The sequence below is a fragment of the Pseudoalteromonas sp. KAN5 genome (genome assembly GCF_022846535.1).
GTDB lineage: Bacteria > Pseudomonadota > Gammaproteobacteria > Enterobacterales > Alteromonadaceae > Pseudoalteromonas > Pseudoalteromonas haloplanktis.
The window spans coordinates 307,679-327,180 of record NZ_AP025589.1 but is presented as its reverse complement, the minus strand read 5'-3'; the positions used below and the strand labels follow the sequence as shown (position 1 = coordinate 327,180).

Below are 19,502 nucleotides of genomic sequence, written 5' to 3'. Positions count from 1 at the left end.
TTCGTTCTTTACAACCGCCTTTAAATAGAGGTCTGCTGCATTAATAACTTTAGTACCAGAATTACACAAACCTAAAAAAGAAACGCAATACTAAACACTTATTTTCAATAAAATAAGTGTTTAAAATAGTAAATGACATTGATTCGTATTTTTCACCGTGTTTAAATTGGGTAATTTATTTTGTTTCCATTAAAAACACAGGACTTTCAATGAAATCTCAGTTTATTGTTTCTTCACTTGCTGCTGCGGTTACTTTATCGCTTAGCACGGGCGCTATTGCTAAAGATGCAACCGACACAGAACACGCATTTGAGCAAATCACCGTGATTGGCTCACATGCTGCTATTAATGATATTCCAGGTTCAGCTACTTTTATTAGTGACGAAGAGTTACAAAAATTTGAATACACCGATATCTCGCGCGTATTAAGCACAGTTCCTGGTGTATATGTTCAAGAAGAAGACGGTTATGGCCTACGCCCAAACATTGGTATGCGTGGTACAGGTACTGGTCGTAACGATAAAATTGCGGTAATGGAAGACGGTGTGCTGGTTGCACCTGCGCCATATTCAGCCCCTGCTGCTTACTACTTTCCAACTACTGGCCGTATGCAGTCAATCGAAGTGTTAAAAGGTGCGGCATCTGTAAAATACGGCCCACGTACCACAGGTGGCGTATTAAATTTAGTATCACGTAGCCTACCAACAGAAGGCTCAACAGGCTTAGTTAATGCAGAGCTTGGCAGTGATGGCTTTTACAAAGGCCATGCTTACTTTGGCAAAAAGAAAAACAATGCAGCTGGCTTAATTGAAGTATTTAGTTACGGCGCAGATGGCTTTAAAGAGTTACCAGTAGGCAGCGACAACACTGGCTTTGAAAAGAATGATTTATTGCTAAAATTTGGTTTTGATTTTGGCGAAAATGAAGCGCATAACCTTGAAATGAAAGTTAAGTACTCTGATGAGCGCTCTGATGAAACCTATATGGGCCTGACTGATGCGGATTATAAAGAATCACCGTATCGCCGTTATGCTGCGTCTCAAGAAGATGAAATGAACACTCAGCACAATGCCTATCAACTTAACTACGCCTATCGCTTTGGTGATGGTTATGAGTTTTTAGCAACCGCTTATTTAAATGACTTTCATCGTAACTGGTATAAAGCCAGCAAAGTCAGTGAAAGTTACTTAGAGCAGTACAGTGACTTTGAAGCAAACCCAACGAGCGAAGGTATCGAAGGCATCGGCGTTAAAGCTAACAATCGCAATTATCAAGCTAAAGGGATTCAGTCAGAGTTACATATTCCTGCAGGTAACCACTACATTACTGTTGGTATGCGTTACCACGAAGATGAAATGGACCGCTTTCAGTGGCAAGACGAGTACACGCTAAACCAAGACTTATCAATGACACTAACCAGCCAAGGTGTACCTGGCTCTGATAGCAACCGTTTTGATAGCGCAAAAGCAACGACCTTGTTTATTCAGGATCAATGGACTGTAGATGCGCTAGTAATTAGTGCAGGCCTTCGTTACGAAGACATCACTATCTCTCGCGAAGAATGGTCAAAGTCTGATCCTAAACGTGAAAATGGCTTAACAAAAGACATTAGCAATGACACCGAAATTTTAGTGCCATCACTGGGTGCAACTTACACAGTTAACGACAACTTGACACTACTTGCCGGTATTCAGCAAGGTTATGCGCCAGCAGCCCCTGGTAATGCAGATCAACAAGAAGAAGAAAGCTTAAACATTGAGTTAGGCGGCCGTTACGATTACGCAGGCTTCAGCGGTGAAGTTATTTACTTTAACTCTGATTACGACAACATGCACGGTAACTGTACTGCAGCGATCGGCTGTAACGACGACAACATTGGCGATCAGTACAACTACGGCGAAGTATCTGTTGAAGGTTTTGAATTTAGTGCAGGTCGCGTATTCGCAACACAGAGCGCTTCATTCCCTGTTCGCTTGACATACACCTATACTGATTCAACATTTGAAAACGACTTTGAATCAGGCCTTTGGGGTCAAGTAAATAAAGGTGATGCAATGCCTTACGTACCAGAAAACCAAGTTGCCTTATCATTTGGCGCTGAGCTTTCAAGTTTCGTATTTGATACGCAAATGCGCTATGTATCTGACTCACATGCAGATTTAAGCCCTACAGGGTTAAATGCAATCGACAGCCGCGTAGTGTGGGACTTAGCTGCTAAATACTTAATTGATGACAATCAAAAAGTATACCTAACCGTTGATAACCTATTTGATAAAACCTACATTGCTAACCGCGCAAACGGTGGTATTCAACCTGGTAAACCTCGCACTCTACAACTAGGTTACAGCTACGCTTTCTAACTAAAGGCTAAAAATTATAAAAGCCGTGTTTGTTAAATCAAGCACGGCTTTTTTGTTGGAGCTGATTAATAAACACTTCAGCACTTTAATTAAAGCTACTGGTAACCCAAACCTCAGTGCTTTTTTCGGCTAAAGCCGAACCTACAGGTAAACACCGAGCTAATTGTAGGTCGTGATTTATCACGAAAATGGGGCTTAAATAAAACAGATTAGTGACCTCAGTGCTTTTTCGGCTAAAGCCGAACCTACAGGTAAACACCAAGCTAATTGTAGGTCGTGATTTATCACGAAAATGGGGCTTAAATAAAACAGATTAGTAACCTCATTGCTTTTCCAGCTAAAGCCGAACCTACAGGTAAACACCGAGCTAATTGTAGGTCGTGATTTATCACGAAAATGGGACTTAAATAAAACAGATTAGTAACCTCAGTGCTTTTTCGGCTAAAGCCGAACCTACAGGTAAACACCGAGCTAATTGTAGGTCGTGATTTATCACGAAAATAGCGCTTAAATAAAACAGATTAGTAACCTTAAACCTCATTGCTTTTTCGGCTAAAGCCGAACCTACAAGTAAACACCAAGCTAATTGTAGGTCGTGATTTATCACGAAAATAGCGCTTAAATAAAACAGATTAGTAACCTCAAACTTCAGTGCTTTTTCAGCTAAAGCCGAACCTACAGGTAAACACCGAGCTAATTGTAGGTCGTGATTTATCACGAAAATGCCGCTTAAATAAAACAGATTAGTGACCTCAGTGCTTTTTCGGCTAAAGCCGAACCTACAAGTAAACACCGAGCTAATTGTAGGTCGTGATTTATCACGAAAATGGGGCTTAAATAAAACAGATTAGTAACCTCATTGCTTTTCCAGCTAAAGCCGAACCTACAGGTAAACACCGAGCTAATTGTAGGTCGTGATTTATCACGAAAATAGGGCTTAAATAAAACAGATCAGTAACCTCAAACTTCAGTGCTTTTTTCGGCTAAAGCCGAACCTACAGGTAAACACCGATCTAATTGTAGGTCGTGATTTATCACGAAAATAGCGCTTAAATAAAATAGATCAGTAACCTCAAACTTCAGTGCTTTTTCAGCTAAAGCCGAACCTACAAGTAAACACCAATCTAATTGTAGGTCGTGATTTATCAAAACGAAGCAAATATACGAATACTTTGTATACTTTATGGGAAAGCTTCATGGAGGAAATATTATGTGGACAGAGCTTCGTAAAGGTCGTCATTCAATTTGTGGGCAAGAGTATTTTATTACCTTTAATACATATTCAAGAACTCCACTATTTCTTAATCTCAATTTCGCTCACTTATTTTGTAGACATATACAAATAAATGAAACCAAAACACAATGTAAGTGGTTGACGTGGGTATTAATGCCAGATCATTTCCATGGTTTATTAAGACTAGGAACTCAGAGCTTACCTAATACAATTGCACACCTTAAAGGCGGTAGTGCATTTAAGATAAATAAATTAAATAACCACAATATAAAAATATGGCAAAAGAATTACTACGATCATGCTTTAAGAAAAGAAGAAGACCGCCAGCAAATTTCACGTTACATACTTGCCAACCCACTTAGAAAAGGATTAGTTTGCTCAGTAAGTAAATACCCATATTGGAATTCAGTTTATTTGTAGGTCGTGATTTATCACGAAAATAGCGCTTAAATAAAATAGATCAGTAACCTTAAACTTCAGTGCTTTTTCGGCTAAACCCGATCTTCAGGCATAAAAAAGCGCGATGTGTTATAAATCGCGCTTTTGCTCACTTACAAACTTTCTTAACGAGCCAACTTTAATCTACTTCCAACTTCTCATTTTATGGCCTTTAAGCGCATAAAATAAGATGAAGATATAACTTGGCAGCATCACCGTATATGCACCTTGAGCACCTAAACCAGCTACGTTACCTAGGCCAATTAATAATGGGCCTAACGCACCACCTGCAATACCCATGATTAATAAACCAGAAGCAGTACCAGTTAAGCGACCTAAGCCAGCTAGGGCTAAGGGCCAAATTGCCGGCCACATCATAGCATTAGCAAAACCAAGTAGTGCGATGCATAAAAGCGGGTCTGGTAGTTCAGGGCCACCAAATGGTACTAACAACAGGTTTGCTATAACAAACGAATCATTACTTCCCATAACCACTGCAAACACCGTAACTATACCCGCGATGCCTGACATGGTAAGCGCACTTTGCTGCGACATAAAACGAGGAATAAGTGCAATACCGATGGCATAACCAATCAGCATACACGCCATGGTATATGAGGTCATCACTGAGTAATCAGCAATACCAATTTGCAGCGCATAAGAGCCAATGGTATCTGCTGAAATAACTTCAACTGCAACATATAGCGCAATTGCCACTACCCCCAACACTAAGTGAGGATGTTGTAATGCTTCTTTTATTTCACCTTTACTATTACCTTCAGACTCTTCAAACACTAAATCTGGCAGTGGCACAAGTTTGGCAAAGGCTGCAAATAAGAAAATCAACCCTGCAATCAGCACATAAGGCATTACTAAGCTATCTGCCATGATATCTTTTTGCTGTTGCGAAAGTTGGCCGCTACCATCAACCACGCCAGTAACAACTACCGCAGCAAAAATAACAGGAACAATAACCCCAGCAAATTTATTCAATAAACCTACAATACAAACCCTTACCGCAGCTGATTTTTCAGGGCCAATTTTAACTACATACGGATTTACCGCTGTTTGCAGGATTGTTTGGCCAACACCTATCATTAGCTGTGCGAATAAAAATATTTCAATCATCTGCATTTTAGCGGCAGGAATATACATCAAGGCAGAAGCGGCCATCACAGCACAACCAATTGCCATACCATTTTTATAGCCCACTCGCTTGATCAACATCGCTGAAGGAATGCCTGCAACTGTAACCGCGATGTAAAATGAAGAAATAATAAACGATGCTTGCAGTGGTGATAACACCAGCATTTGTTGTAAAAATGGCGTAATGGCACCATTTAGCCAAGTTATACACCCTAAAATAAAAAACATTGACCCTGCCAATGTCATCGGTAGCCAAATACTATGTTTAGTATTTGCTTCACATTCGACGGTTGCTTCCATAGTTTTATCTCAACAGTTTATTTTAATTAATTATTTTAGTATTTGTGCGAAAATTCTTTAACGGTACAGCAATACTAAAACCATTTTTATTACATAAAATTAATCATACACCAACAAAAATGACAGCGCTATCATTTAAATTTAAATGTGAAAAAGCCGTACGCTTACCTTTCGCACGGCTTTATAGATTGAGTGTATTGATTAATCTACTTTGAGTGCACGCCCCTTGCGCAAACCATTAACTGATATAGCGCGCACTTGTTGCACCAAGGCAGGTTTATTCGCTGCATTATACAAAAGCCAATTACCTACACTATTTTGATACTCAATAGTAAGCCCTGGATACGGCACAAATGCGTCTACACCATTATTAGTAACTCGTGCCGCGACACTTGGTAGGCGGTAAAAACGGCCAACGTGTTCCAACTTCGCTAACTCTTTAAACCCCACCAGTGCAGCAAAACGTTGCCAATCAGCCTCTTTTTGTTGCTGTAAATCAACATTAAAATAATCGCTATGTTGATCATATTTAGTACCCTGTTTATTATATTCGAGTTCCCACGGTGCTTTATGCCAAGCACGTTCTGCCAATGCTAATAATCTTGGGTAGAGCATATATTCTGCTTGCTGATCACTGCGAATTAGCTCTGACCACAAATGCCCTTGCAAACCTATAAAAGGCTTTGTGCGTATCGTTTTACGATCATCAGCACTGTAATGATGATTTCTTACCGAGCGCCAAATTTCAGCATGTGCTGGTAAGTTGTCTGGCATAAATGAGAACACTTTTTGACTATCAATAGCGCGGCTAGCCCAATGATTTCCGGGCTCCTGTGGGTGTGACTGATAAGGAAAATCAAAGTAAGTAACATCCGGGCTTGATAGCACTACATCCCAACCTTGATTAGCATGACGATGAGCAACTTCGTGGCCACTTTCACTAAGTGTTGCCCAAGCATTTGATTGCACATTGTTAGGCATATTGGCAAGTTCCACATCACTCATACCATCACTCCAGCCAGCTACTTTTAAACCTTTACTAGCAACCAGAGCGCTTATTTTTTCAATAAAGTAACCATTAAATGAGTGCAAGGTAGGTTGTTGTGCTTGTAATGCTTTACAGCTGGGCGAATCAAGCCAAGCACCAGCGGTTTCATCTGCGCCAATATGGTAAGTCTTAAACGGCACACCTGCTTTAATATGTAATGTGTTAACTTCATTAAGGACTTTATCAATAAATTGGTACGTTGAATCTAAACACACATTCAAGGTGTTATCGTTATAGTGTTGTATTGAACTATATCGTGTTTTATCTTCAGGCTCTCTCAACCTATACTTGGCCGCTGCTACGTTTTTTCCTTGTGCAGTCAAACGATTAAAGCGCGCCTCCATGGCAACAATCGCTGCTCGTGAGTGACCAGGCATATCAAAAGATGGGATCACTTCAATAAAATGCGCTTGTGCATACTTCAGTATTTCAATGTAATCAGCTTGGCTATAGTAGCCATTTACCGCCGAGGAACTATCCAGCCCCGCGCCTAGCTGCGGCAATAAGCATTGTTGCTCGGTTAAGTCTAAACAACGCTTAGCCCCTACATCGGTCAGCTCTGGCAAATCATTAATCGCTAATCGCCAACCTTCGTCATCGGCTAAATGTAGGTGTAGTTTATTGAGTTTATACGCTGCCATTTGCTCTATGGTATTTAAAATAAATGCTTTAGAGCGAAAGTTTCGCGCTACATCAATATGCATGCCTCTAAATGAGTAACGAGGTGCATCTGTTATGCTTAGCGCAGGAATTGTTAGATCATCAACACTAATGAGCCCTGCAAGGCTTTGCAATGCGTAAAACGCCCCGCTGTCAGTATTCGCTTTAATGGTAATTTTTTGATCTTTTATCTGTAATTCGTAGGCTTCACTGTGCGGGGAGCTTAAACCTAAGCTGATAGAGATCGTAATTCCTAACTCATTTTGCTTTACTCCCAATTGCGCTAAGCGCCCAAACGCCGCACTGAGTTTTAGTTGCTGTTCATCAAGCCCAATGACGTTAATGCCTTGGCTTAAGTTAACTCCATCACCACTGAGTTTTTGCAAGGACATAGGCTTAGGGATCAGACTAAGCGGCGCCTGTGGTAATGTTGGCCGAGATTCATTTTCGTATAAATACGCTGCACCCATCCACGGCGTAGCATCCTCTTTACTGATCTGTAATTGATCGAGTGTTAAAAACTCAGCCAAATAAGGTTGTAACTCTAACTGAGTTTGTGGATCTATACTGGTTTTGGTACTGTTGATCACACGACTCGTAAGCCCTTTACTGGCTAATAAGTAATTAGGCATAAATTCAGAACGAGTAATTTGCGAATCTTGTGTATAAAACTCAATACTGATGGGTTGATCTGCTGTGAAACCAGAAAATACAGCGGTTGGTTTTAGCTGGTGTAAATCACCATTGATATGAGTAATACTAAATTGGCTCGAATCAGTGTGATAAATTGGCATTAACTGACTGAAATAAATCGACCACTGATTGCTGTTAATTTCAACGGGTGTACTAAAGGTTAACCGCGATAAATAACAGCTAGCATAAGGCTGTGGGCACTTTTCGGGCTTTGCCGATATCAGTTCATACTGAACTGATAACTGCTGTGCAAATGTATCAAGCGTGTATTGGCTCAGTGATGTGGCCATAGCAGTCGTAGAGCTAAGGCTACCAATAAGCAGTAAAAAGCTACGCATAATTAGCTCCTAATTGTTGTTTATAATTGATTTCATTAACAAATAAAGCATAACCGCCTAGTAATGGTGCATCATCACCAAGTGTGCTGACGCGAATATCTAAAGCGTGAAAAATAATTGGGTTAACTAACTTAGCTAACTGGCCTCGCAAACTCGGTAAGAAGTAAGCTGACGCTTTTGCAACAGAGCCCCCTAAGGTAATAACATCTGGATCAAAGGCTAAAATCACTTGGTTTATTGCATGCGCTAAGTGTTTACCAAACTCTGAAAACTGTGCTTGCGCGTCTACATCATTGGCAAGAGCACGCTCATAAAGCAGCTTTCCCGTTGTGCCTTGCTCAATAAAAAACTGCCCAGAGGTATAGTTTTCAATGATCCCGTTTCGATAAGCAAAACTGCCAAATTCACCCGCTGCAGAGTGCTTCCCTGTATAAAGTTGACCGTTTAGTACCACCCCTGCCCCCAACCCTGTGCCCAAACAAATGCCAATTAAATTTGTATCGGCATTAAAGCGCCCTTGGCTGAATTCCCCCATCGCAAAGCAGTTGGCGTCGTTATGAACCAGTACCGGCAAGTTAAAATACTCACTAAGTAGTGGCTTGAGTTGCACGTTTTTCCAATCTGGAATATTAACGGTTTCGATCACCTCCCCAGTTTCCATCAATACCATACTAGGAACGCCGATAACGATGCCCTGACAACTATTATCAATAACTTGCTCAATAATTTTGCACAAAAATTCGTTCATTTGTGCTTTGCTTGCATTACTATCAACATCAAAATAACGTTTTTCAATTACACCAACAGCCGTGACTTTTGCTACCAGTGCTTTTGTGCCGCCCAAGTCGACACAGAGTAAAGTTTGTGACATTACAGCCCCTGTCTATTTTAATGTGTATGTGGTTGAACTTTTTTGTTGCTTGATACTTTTCGAGCAAACTTAAAGGTATGATTTTTCACAAGTGGTGCAGCCCAAATACCAACACTAAAGATATAGCCAAGGGGTAACAACAAAATCAGTAATGAGAGCTGTAAACTACCACTGAGTTCACTAAGCCCGCCAACAATTGGGGAGGCAAATGCGCCACCAACAATACCTGTACATAAAATGCCTGATACAGCACCATGATTTTGCGACACTGAGTTTAATGCCAATGAAAAAATCACTGACCACATAATTGATAAAAAGAAGCCAACACACGGGAAAGCTAACAGTGCAATTGATGTACTACCAAATAATCCACACAGTAAACTTAGCCCTGCGCCTATACTAAAGCCCAGCAATACCGTTTTTGCATCGAATAACTTAAGTAACACAATGCCTAATAAGCAGCCTAAAGTCAGTGCTAACCAAAACTGGCTAACCACCTGTGCACCTTGCACTGAGGGATCAATTTGATGATAACGTTGTAAAAATACCGATATAGAATTTGCAACCCCTTGCTCTAGTGCAACATAGGCGACAATCGCAAAGAAAAACTTAAGTACTGTGCTATCGGTTAATAAAGCAATACTTTGCTTAATAGAGACCGGCTTGTTGATGGCTGTATTTTCAAGCCTCTTTATCGGTGCAATGGCCACTGTGATTAACATGATTAGACAAATCACGGCAAAAATCACATACATACTCAACCAACTCATATTCGTTGGCACTAAGTGCATTAATTGGCTGGAAAATGATGAGCTAGACTGAGTTATCGCGCTGTAAACTAACGGTGAAAGTGCCGCAGCTGCGCCAAACATCAACTGAGCAGCAACCGAAAATACCGCAAAATGTTTAGATCCGCCACCCGCTCTCAATAATGGATTAATCGCGACCTGCAAAAATGCCATTGCAGTGCCAATTAAAAAAAGTGCCGCCATCGCGACCAAAAATACCGGTAACCACACAAACAATACACAGCCTATAAAGGCGATTGTGAACGCGATTAACATGACTTTTCTCTCGCCTATGCGCTGTACTAATAATCCCGCAGGAATAGACATCACGCCATAAGCTATAAAAAAGGCAAACGGAAATAATCCTGCTAAAGTTAAACCAATTTTATAGCTATCAATAAGTGCCGGAAAAATCGGCGCTAATAAGTTTGTTATAAACGAAATAACAAAAAAGGTGCACAGTACCAGTGCAACGATAAAATAATGTGGCTTCATTGTTGTTCTACCTAAAATTATAAGCACAGTGGTGATCTCAAATGGTTTGTGGGCATACAAACAAAATGATTCAAAGGGGTGTGATCACCACTCTAAATGGAGTATTTAGTCTGCACCTTGAATAATTTTTATGCGGCACTTATCTATGAAGTTATGATACTTTTCAACTATCGTTAGGGAGTTGATGAATTATCAAGCTAATACTAAAGGCGGATACCTAACGCTTGACCACTCTGCTAAAAGCTGTTTTTATCTTCAAAATAATAATAATAAGGAGAGAAAAATGCGGGCTATGTGTGAAAAAGTCATTCCTAATACCAATTCATCATGGCGGTATTGTAAGTATACAATTGATTTTATTCCATTTAATTGGCATTACCATCCTGAGTTTGAAATTTGCTTAACACTTAACAGCCGCGGCGTTTGTCATATTGGTGACTATATAGCACCTTATGCAGAATTAGATTTAGTAATTTTAGGACCTGACTTACCGCATACTTGGCAATCATCCACTAATCACGATGACAGCTCTCAAGTTGTACATGTAGCGCAAATACCAAAGAAATGGCTCCAACAACAAGTAGCAAGTCACCCTGAATTTGCAGTCTTAGAACCAATGCTTATTACCGCATTTAGAGGTTTAAAGTTTTCCTTATCTACTGCAGTTAAAGCGAAAGCTATTTTTGAGCAGATTGAGCAAGCAGAGCCGCTTGAACAGTATTTGGGGTTGTTTAAACTATTGTACTTATTAAGCAAAGACAGTGAAGCACGCACACTATCGAGCTCAACATTTAACTATTTAGATAAGAGTGACCCAGCACGAGATAAATTTGATAAGGTGGTTGAATATATTTACCAGCATTACACTGAATCGCTCAGCGCTGAACAGCTCGCTACGATGGCACATATGAGCACTAACCATTTTCATCGCTTTTTTAAAAAGCGCATGGAACGCACATTAACTGAATTTATTAATCAGTTGAGGATCGGCAAAGCCTGTAAAGAATTGATCAACACTAATCGCGCTATTACCGCCATTAGTGATCAGTGTGGATTTAAGAACATTTCTAACTTTAATCGGCGCTTTCTCGCTCTAAAAGGTTCAACTCCTTCGCAATTTAGAAAACGCCTACGGCAAAAATCTCTTGTATAAACAGCTAGTTTTACTATTTCCCTAGCGCTTGTTTTGCAAACAGCTGCTTAATTGGGGCAACATTATCAACCATAGTTAAACCTACGCCACGGACGAATTTTTTAAGTGGGTTAGTACCTGCAAACAGCTCTTTTAAGCCTTGCATCATGGCTATGTGTTTTTGTGCATCTAGTTTACGGGTACGTTCGTAATCTCGCAATAACCGCTCATTGGCAAACTCGCCTTGTTGCGAGCTTAACAACTCAATTAAATAGGCGGCATCTTTAAGGCCTAAGTTCATGCCTAACCCTGCCAAAGGGTGAATGGTGTGTGCCGCATCGCCTATTAACACCACTTTGCCCTCTACCCATTTTTGTGCGTAACGCATTTTAAGCGGGAATGCTGCACGTTCACTTTGTACTTCGCATAAGCCACATTGGCCATCAAGGGCCGCCATAACCGCTTTATTAAAATCTGCATTGTCCATTGCCAATAACTGCTGACAATGCTCAGGACTCGTTGACCACACAATTGAGTGAGTGTTGCTATCAGGCAATGGTAAAAATGCTAATGGCCCGCTAGGTAGAAACACTTGGCGAGCGGTGTAGTTATGGGGCTCTGCTGTTTTTACCGTTGCGACAATGGCGTTATGATCATAGTCTTTAAAAGTGATTGGCAAGTTAAACTGTTTGCGAATTGCTGAATTTGCACCATCGGCCGCCACCAGCAATTTGGCAATAACAGGTTCGCCAGAGTCAAGTGTTATAAATACGTCACTATCGCTTTGGTGAATTTGTTGATAGCGTGTAGCAAACATCAGTGTTGCGTGACTATAGTTTTCGAGCTCTTTGATCAACGCATAACGAATAATATCGTTTTCAACAATATGACCTAACTGAGGTAAATCTAATTCAGCACTATTAAACGCTATTTTTCCAAAACTGTCTTGATCACGTACATCCATATGCGTGTACGCACATGCTCGCTGAGCGATAATTTCAGGCCATACATTGAGTGATTCAAATAACGCTTGGCTGGCTAAGCTTAATGCACTCACTCGCAGAGCATAATCAGCCTCAGGTAACATTTGCTTTGCTGCTGCATCAATAACCACCACGCTGATATTTGCTTTAGCCAATCCTAGCGCGAGAGTTAAGCCAACGCAGCCGCCACCCACAACACATACTTGCGCTTGTTTCATAGTCGTTTACCTTGTTTAACTTGCCCCATTAATTGCTTGGCCAGTGGGGTTTTTAATGAAGAACATAAATCCATGGAGAATAAACCGCAACTACGGCCTAAAGCGAGTAATCGCGAGCTATTTGAAAATAATCGAACTAGCCCATCGGTCAAGGTCATCACTGTACTTATATCTTGACTGCGTTGTTTGGCGTATTCGCGGGTAAACGCATAACTACCCAATGGCTGTTTGCTTTTAACAAGTTCACACAATGCTTGTACATCGCGCAGGCCTAAGTTAAACCCTTGCCCTGCAATAGGGTGAATTGCATGCCCTGCATTACCGATCAACACAGTGCGATGCGCGGTTAACGACTCGGCGCGACCATATACTAACGGGTAGCTTGCTCGCATACCGACTTTAGTGAATTGCCCAGCTCGATAACCAAATGCCGTGTGTAGTGCTGTTAAAAACGCGTCGTCATCGAGTGACATATGCATACTCACTTGCTGCGGCTGCATACACCACACCAATGAGTAACGATTCTTGCTCATTGGCAACAGTGCCATTGGCCCCTGCTCCGTAAATCGCTCAAAAGCATGGTGGTGATGACCATCTGCAACTTCAATATTGGCAATGACTGCCCCTTGTGAATAAGCTTCGGTCGTAAAATTAAGGTTGGCTAATTGCCGTGTTGGCGATTGCGCACCATCGGCAATTACCACTAACGCGGCTTGAATTTGCTGCCTAGAGTTTAGAGTTATAGCGGCATAGTCTTGCTGGTAACTTAAACTTGCCACACTGTCGGGGCAAAAAAGCTCCGCCTTGGAGTGCGTTAGTAACTGGTGTAAAGAGCGGCCAAATGGATTAACCTCAACCACATAACCTAATGCCGATTGGTTAAATTCTTGGCAATCAATATGGGTTTTACCAAAATGGCCACGATCTGAAACCGTCACGTTCTTTATCGCAGTCGAGAAACTCGCTGTTGGGTTGAATAGATTAAGCTGTCGTAAAAATTGCACTGACTGCTGAGCAAGTGCAATACTGCGATCATCAAAACTGGGGTGGTGCTCAGCAGCAGGGTTATTCGCTTCAATAACCGCAATGCTCAGCGCTGGTGCTAATTTCGCTAAACTCAAGGCACAGCTCGCGCCAGCTAGACCACCACCAATAATGACTACATCAAACTGCTTTGCCACGTTTGCTCCTAGCCCTTGGCCATGTTCATAACGGCCTCTATCTCACTAATGCTTTTTGGCACACTAACAGTTAAATTCTCGTGGCCTTGCTCAGTCACTAATAGGTTATCCTCAATACGAATACCAATACCTTTATATTGCTCTGGCGCTTTGGCATCAAGGCTAATGTACAGCCCTGGCTCAATTGTCAGCACCATGCCAGGTGCAAATGGGCGCTCTTTTTCATCTTGTTTGTAGTCACCAACATCATGCACATCAAGGCCAAGCCAATGACCCAAGCCATGCATATAAAATGCTTTACAGGCTTGGTTATCAAGTAGCTCTTGTAATTCACCTTGTAAAACCCCTAAGTCCAGTAAGCCTTGAGTTAATACCGTCATCGCTAATTGGTTCGCCTTAGATAAGCTGCCACCGGGTTTAACTTCAGTAAATGCCGCTTCTTGTGCCGCAAGTACAATATTATACAACTGCGCTTGCGGTTCACTAAACTTGCCATTAACTGGGAAGGTGCGCGTAATATCAGCCGCGTAACCTTGTAGCTCAGCCCCTGAATCAATCAGTACTAAATCACCATCAGTGAGTACATCGCTGTTAGCGGTGTAATGCAATATATTGGCGTTATCGCCGCTACCAACAATAGTACCGTAAGCTGGATGACGAGCACCGTGCATTGCATAATGGTGATGAAGCTCTGCTTCTAATTGATATTCAGTAGCGCCAACTTGAGCAAATTGCATCGCGCGAATATGGCCTTGCGCACTGATCTCGCATGCTTTGCGCATAATTGCTACTTCAGCTGCTGATTTAAACAAGCGCATTTCATGCACTAAGCCACGAATATCTTTAATGGTGTGCGGTGCTTTGTAGCCTTTTTTAGGCGCGCCACGCAGGGTATTTAATAACCGCCACACTTTGTCATCAAACTGCGAATAAGTGCCTTGTGCATAAAATAAAATCTGCTGGCCGTTCACCAAATTCAATAATTGCTCATCTAGCTCACTCAGTGCACAGGTTTGGTCGAATAAATACTCTGTTTTTGCTTTTTCAAAGCCAATACGGCGACCATGCCAAATTTCAGCCAATTTATCTTTATTCAAACAAAACAGTGTACTGGGTGTTTCACTGCTTGGACAAAGAACCAATACAGCATCAGGTTCATTAAAACCCGTTAGATAATAAAAATCACTGTCTTGGCGAAATGCATACTCGGTATCACGGCTACGAGTCACTTCACTCGCACCAGCAATGATAGCCACGCTATTTGGATCCATCATCGCTAATAAACGTTCGCGGCGTGCTTTAAACTCTGCTTTATCAATACTCACTGTCGGCATACTCAACTCTGTTTTAGCAATTTAATGGAGTGTTTTTTTAGTGCTTTTTGCTGCTTGCTCTTGACCTAACTCTGCAAAACATAACAACGCCGAAACACGCACATATTCAACCACTTCATGCAGAGCTTGGCTGTCTTCTTCAGTTTCATCAAACATAGTGTCTAAGCGGGTAATTTCGCTAAAGTCGCTGATCACTTCTTTGACATCAGCCGACAGTGTGCCGTAATCTTTTTGTTTTAAACCAAAACCAAGCATAAATCCGGCCACCCACGAAACTAAGCCATTGGCTTGATCAATTAAGGTTTCATCATCGCTTGGTAAAAATAAATCAAATTGAAATTCTTCGTCGTTAAAACTGGCCACTACCTGCTTATAAATCACCGCAAAAAATTCTTTTAGGTCGTGGCTAAATGATTGACCATCATTAAATACATCGCTTAATAGTCCGAGGTACTCTTTGGCTTCAATATTCAAACCACAGGCGAGTAAGCCACTGATCACACCATGGGCTTCTGCAGGAGTGACAAAAATTTCGTTTTTCTCAAGTAATAATTGAGCTTGTTGGTAATCTGGTAATTCGTTCATGCTGGCATCTTTCGCTTGGCTAATTAAGTTAATGCTACCACTCGATAAATAGCAACTCCAATGAAAAGTATGATTGAGGTCAAAAAGCAATCCAAAAAGTAAATGCGCCGTTACCAGCGCCGAAAAACTACGCAAACAGTATAAGTTTTTTCAATTTGGGGTGTAAGGAATGGATTATGTCTTATATACTGAAGTTGTTCCCTAGGGTGTTGGAGCTTGGTTAAGTCCCTGAGCCGATAAATTTTATGTTAGGGTTTCTGTTCGTCTACTATTGTGCAAGCTCGGCATGTACCGAGAAGCCTACGGTAAACCGCAGATCCCCGCCCTGAAACCTTATGGTTTCAGGACTGACACCGAGTGCCGCATACTTGGGGAACACCTTCCTACCCTTTTAGATTATTCCTTTTTGTGCTTTATCCCGTTTAAAATAATGTGGCGCAAATGTGTTTAACAATGTAGCAAGCACTATCAACCCAGTCCCTGATATTTGCATCACACTCATTGACGTATCGAAAAACATGAATTGAAACACCATCGCAAAAATTAAATTTGTGTAGATCAACGGCGCCAGCTCTGAATTAGAATCAACTAAACGATACGCCTTAGAACGAAAGAACTGCGTGGATGCTGTCGACAACCCCAAAAATACCAATAAAAGTGGGATCCCTTGTTCAAAACTAACCAGCAACTCTAAGCTATGTTGATATTCATACTGACTTGTAAACATCAGCATCACGGGTAATACCAATAAACTCGCAATTGCAAAACACCAGCCATTGATCACCAACACGGGTAAGTCAATCTTACTGGCTTTAAATAATGCCACTTGCGAACAGCCATTAAAAAACCCCGCAGCTAAACCAATTAATAATTCCCAACGCCACGTTATCCCTTGCGCGGTTAAATTTTGCATCGCGACACCAATGATCATCAACATTAAAGTCGGCATGACCAGCCAGCTAATTTTGGTTTTATAAAAAAACCGCTCTAATAACGGAATAAATAGCGGTCCTGTACTAAATAACACCACCGCTTCAATTAACGTCAAATGACTTAATGCCAGCATAAAACAACTTTGACAGCTGGCAATAAAAATAGCCCGTAGGGTAAATGCTCGCACCGCCGCTTTATCAGGCACAACCCAGTGACTGCATGCAGCGAAAATTAGCATTACTAAGGCAGGTAACAGTAAGCGTAGCATCACTAAAATAGCGTCACTAAAATGAACCGTTAAAAACTTTGACAACAAACCGTTCAACGCTAAAGTAAATGTGGACAACAGCATAAACATACTAGGCCGTAATATAGCAACCATAACACCCCCACCCTCAACCAAAAAATGCATTTTACATTGAGAATAATAAGCTTAAGATAAATATGGTCGCTAAAGTAGCGTGGAAGCAGAAAATTAAAAAGCGAGTAATAGTGTACAAACCTGTAAGTAAAACTTAATAAAGAGAAAGTATGGCTCATTCGATCCCATTAAAATCATTACACAGCTTTGTTGCCGTGGCGCAAACTGGCAGTATGGTGCTTGCCGCACAGCAACTACATATAAGTCATTCAGCGGTAAGCCAAGCAATAAAGTCACTTGAGTCACAACTCAATACACCGTTATTTAACCGAGTGGGTCGTCGTGTTGAATTAAACAATACAGGTAGGCGTTATTATCAGCGAGTACAGCCTGCTTTGCGCGAAATTATCGCCGCCAGTGATGAAGTTTCCAAAGCACAAGCCGATAATCATTTAACATTAAACATGGTTAATTCTATGGCGCTACATTGGTGGATACCCCGCGTTGCAGAGCTACAGGCCTATGCACCCGAGCTGGATGTGCGCTTATCTAATTTAGTTGGTGAGTTTAACCTAGATCATCAAGGGGTCGATGTTGCATTAATTCACGGTAATGCCAATGACTGGAGTAACTACGCGTGTGAAAAGTTAGGTGATGATGAACTCATTTTGGTATGCAGCTCACAGCTACTCGATACAACGCAATGCCTAAAAACCATACTGAGTAAGTACCCTGCTATTTTTGTTCAAAACCCGCGTCGGCATACCGATTGGCAAGTTTGGTGTGACGCCCAAAAACTCCCTTTACCACAGCAGCATAAAAACTTAACCTTCAATATATCAGTGCAAGCAACACAAGCGGCTATGCGCCAGTTAGGTATACTGGTTACCCATAAACAGTTTGTAAAAGATGATATTAAACATGGCATGCTGGTGCAAATAGGTGAACCCATTCTAAATCCTCATCAACAATTTCATTTTGCTAGTACAAAAGAAAAAGCAGAAAACACGAAGATACTGCAGCTCAAACAATGGCTTAAACTGCAATTTAATGATGGATAAAAAATAGCAACTGAGACCAATTTAACCTTTGACTTTGAATGCACCAAGCACAATACACACTGCCCCGCCAACCATCGCGGCCCAAGCTTCAAGTGGTGTTTCGCCATTGAGAGTACGAGTTATTTGCGCACTCGCTGAGTCATAAATGTCATACCCCCAAAAAGCTAATGCAACACCAATACAGATCAGCGCAATACCAATTACTTTTTTCATTAGAATTCCTTTAAAACTCAGTGGTAAGAATATCTAAAAATACGCTATGGTATTGATTAAAGCAAAATTAAAGTAATGATCTGAGCAACAAACTCTATACAAACATTAATGGAGTTCACTCTTAATACTCCTTCAACCTCCCAATTAGTTGACTCACTTTCAATAATTAAACAGCATAAACATTCCCTGCACACAATATAAATACAGTTAAAACATAACGTTACAGTATAACAAAACATTGGTATTGAATATTTTTCATCTTAGTTTTACCATCCCTATATCAGCAACAAGCCACTCTATTTGTACCTTATATTTATAAGCCTGCCCTATTTTTAATTGCACATATTAAAATAAAAAATCGGCACCTTTAATTGCTGCAAAATTTACGCATTGCTTATATAACAACCATTTGTATAATCGCCGCCCTAGGAAGCTAAACACTATTAAAAAGGATCCCTTATGAATGCTTATCTAAAGAAAACCGTTGCAACCATCTCTCTTGCGGCATCACTTGCTTTAACTGGCTGTGTATCAACAGAACTTAAAACAAACAACAAATATGAACTACCTGTAGAGTTTACAACCACAAACCCTGCAATGATTTTTCCGGTTTCACTGCATGGTGTACCAGGAAATGATACTGAAGTAGGTTTAGCAATCACAGCCGGTGTTGCTGGTAAATACGGCGCATCAGTTATTTCTGCGCAACAACTTTATAGTGTGGTGGGTAACCTTTCATGGACACTAGGTGAAAGTATCCGCCGTGGTGCGAATAAAGGTGATTACCAAATTAACTATTACGGTGAACAAATCGCAACTGATTTACAATACTCAATGGATAAGTTAACCAAAGCACTAAAAAGCTCAGGTGCAATCAAAGATAAAGACTTTTCTTTTGAAAACGTTATTGTACTTCACGTAGATAGCACGGGCGGTATTCCAGTACCAGGTGTAAGACGCGTTACAGCATTTGGCGGAATCATCAATGTGAAAAACCTAGAAGTTATTTCTTACATTGAAAAAGATCTGGTTTTAGGTAATGACCAAGATGCTATTTTGGCGCAAATGCCACTCGAGATGAATGCCATTGTTGAAGAACTGACTGGCAAGAAGTAATACTCAATGCCTTG

At 41.0% G+C, this 19,502-nt stretch carries 15 protein-coding genes and 1 other RNA gene; 6 read left to right on the top strand and 10 right to left on the bottom strand.

Translation table 11 applies throughout. The features are described 5' to 3' along the window. Positions 1-209: 209 nt before the first annotated feature. Positions 210-2,360 (top strand): TonB-dependent receptor, encoded by a 2,151-nt coding sequence (locus tag KAN5_RS01420; protein ID WP_016708734.1) that lies wholly within the window; start codon positions 210-212, stop codon positions 2,358-2,360. Between the two features lie 1,210 nt (positions 2,361-3,570). Further along, a complete protein-coding gene (locus KAN5_RS01415; RefSeq protein WP_244390265.1) occupies positions 3,571-4,014 on the top strand; it encodes a transposase in 444 nt (147 codons plus the stop codon). Between the two features lie 162 nt (positions 4,015-4,176). Here KAN5_RS01415 and KAN5_RS01410 read toward each other — a convergent pair whose 3' ends face one another. From KAN5_RS01410 to KAN5_RS01395, 4 genes are all read right to left on the bottom strand, one after another. Next, positions 4,177-5,478: an MFS transporter gene (locus KAN5_RS01410; protein WP_138555503.1), complete on the bottom strand. Its 1,302-nt coding sequence runs from the start codon at positions 5,476-5,478 to the stop codon at positions 4,177-4,179. A gap of 201 nt (positions 5,479-5,679) precedes the next feature. After that, a complete protein-coding gene (locus KAN5_RS01405; protein WP_244390264.1) occupies positions 5,680-8,217 on the bottom strand; it encodes a family 20 glycosylhydrolase in 2,538 nt (845 codons plus the stop codon). Then, positions 8,210-9,088, bottom strand: coding sequence for an ROK family protein (locus KAN5_RS01400; RefSeq protein ID WP_244390263.1), 879 nt, complete (start codon positions 9,086-9,088; stop codon positions 8,210-8,212). Before KAN5_RS01400 ends, KAN5_RS01405 begins: the two co-directional genes overlap by 8 nt. A 17-nt stretch (positions 9,089-9,105) precedes the next feature. Next, positions 9,106-10,371, bottom strand: a complete 1,266-nt coding sequence (locus KAN5_RS01395) for an MFS transporter (protein ID WP_244390262.1) — start codon at positions 10,369-10,371, stop codon at positions 9,106-9,108. A 283-nt stretch (positions 10,372-10,654) separates the two neighbouring features. Here KAN5_RS01395 and KAN5_RS01390 point away from each other — a divergent pair, with 283 nt between their 5' ends. Further along, a complete protein-coding gene (locus tag KAN5_RS01390) occupies positions 10,655-11,524 on the top strand; it encodes an AraC family transcriptional regulator (protein WP_244390261.1) in 870 nt (289 codons plus the stop codon). A 13-nt stretch (positions 11,525-11,537) separates the two neighbouring features. On the opposite strand, the gene KAN5_RS01385 is transcribed toward KAN5_RS01390, so the two are convergent. From KAN5_RS01385 to KAN5_RS01370, 4 genes are read right to left on the bottom strand one after another with little or no spacing between them, the layout of a single operon-like run. Next, on the bottom strand, positions 11,538-12,704 hold the full coding sequence (locus tag KAN5_RS01385; protein WP_244390260.1) for an FAD-dependent monooxygenase: 1,167 nt from the start codon (positions 12,702-12,704) through the stop codon (positions 11,538-11,540). Beyond that, positions 12,701-13,885, bottom strand: a complete 1,185-nt coding sequence (gene ubiH, locus KAN5_RS01380) for a 2-octaprenyl-6-methoxyphenyl hydroxylase (protein WP_244390259.1) — start codon at positions 13,883-13,885, stop codon at positions 12,701-12,703. The genes KAN5_RS01385 and ubiH overlap by 4 nt, the downstream gene beginning before the upstream one ends. Positions 13,886-13,893: 8 nt before the next feature. Continuing rightward, on the bottom strand, positions 13,894-15,219 hold the full coding sequence (pepP, locus tag KAN5_RS01375) for a Xaa-Pro aminopeptidase (RefSeq protein WP_244390258.1): 1,326 nt from the start codon (positions 15,217-15,219) through the stop codon (positions 13,894-13,896). A 21-nt stretch (positions 15,220-15,240) separates the two neighbouring features. Beyond that, positions 15,241-15,804, bottom strand: coding sequence for a UPF0149 family protein (locus tag KAN5_RS01370; RefSeq protein ID WP_016708723.1), 564 nt, complete (start codon positions 15,802-15,804; stop codon positions 15,241-15,243). 195 nt (positions 15,805-15,999) lie between these two features. Between KAN5_RS01370 and ssrS the strand changes: the two genes are divergently transcribed. Further along, positions 16,000-16,183, top strand: a non-coding RNA gene (gene ssrS, locus KAN5_RS01365) — 6S RNA. 12 nt (positions 16,184-16,195) lie between these two features. On the opposite strand, the gene KAN5_RS01360 is transcribed toward ssrS, so the two are convergent. Beyond that, complete coding sequence (locus tag KAN5_RS01360) at positions 16,196-17,119, bottom strand: DMT family transporter (protein WP_029216132.1); 924 nt, start codon at positions 17,117-17,119, stop codon at positions 16,196-16,198. Between the two features lie 149 nt (positions 17,120-17,268). On the opposite strand from KAN5_RS01360, the gene KAN5_RS01355 reads away from it, so the two are divergent. After that, a complete protein-coding gene (locus tag KAN5_RS01355; protein WP_244390257.1) occupies positions 17,269-18,159 on the top strand; it encodes a LysR substrate-binding domain-containing protein in 891 nt (296 codons plus the stop codon). Between the two features lie 21 nt (positions 18,160-18,180). Here KAN5_RS01355 and KAN5_RS01350 read toward each other — a convergent pair whose 3' ends face one another. Beyond that, on the bottom strand, positions 18,181-18,372 hold the full coding sequence (locus KAN5_RS01350) for a DUF3185 family protein (protein WP_016708720.1): 192 nt from the start codon (positions 18,370-18,372) through the stop codon (positions 18,181-18,183). Positions 18,373-18,831: 459 nt separating this feature from the next. Between KAN5_RS01350 and KAN5_RS01345 the strand changes: the two genes are divergently transcribed. After that, the gene (locus KAN5_RS01345) at positions 18,832-19,488 is read left to right on the top strand and encodes a hypothetical protein (protein ID WP_016708719.1); all 657 of its coding nucleotides are present in this window, start codon (positions 18,832-18,834) and stop codon (positions 19,486-19,488) included. Positions 19,489-19,502 lie beyond the last annotated feature (14 nt).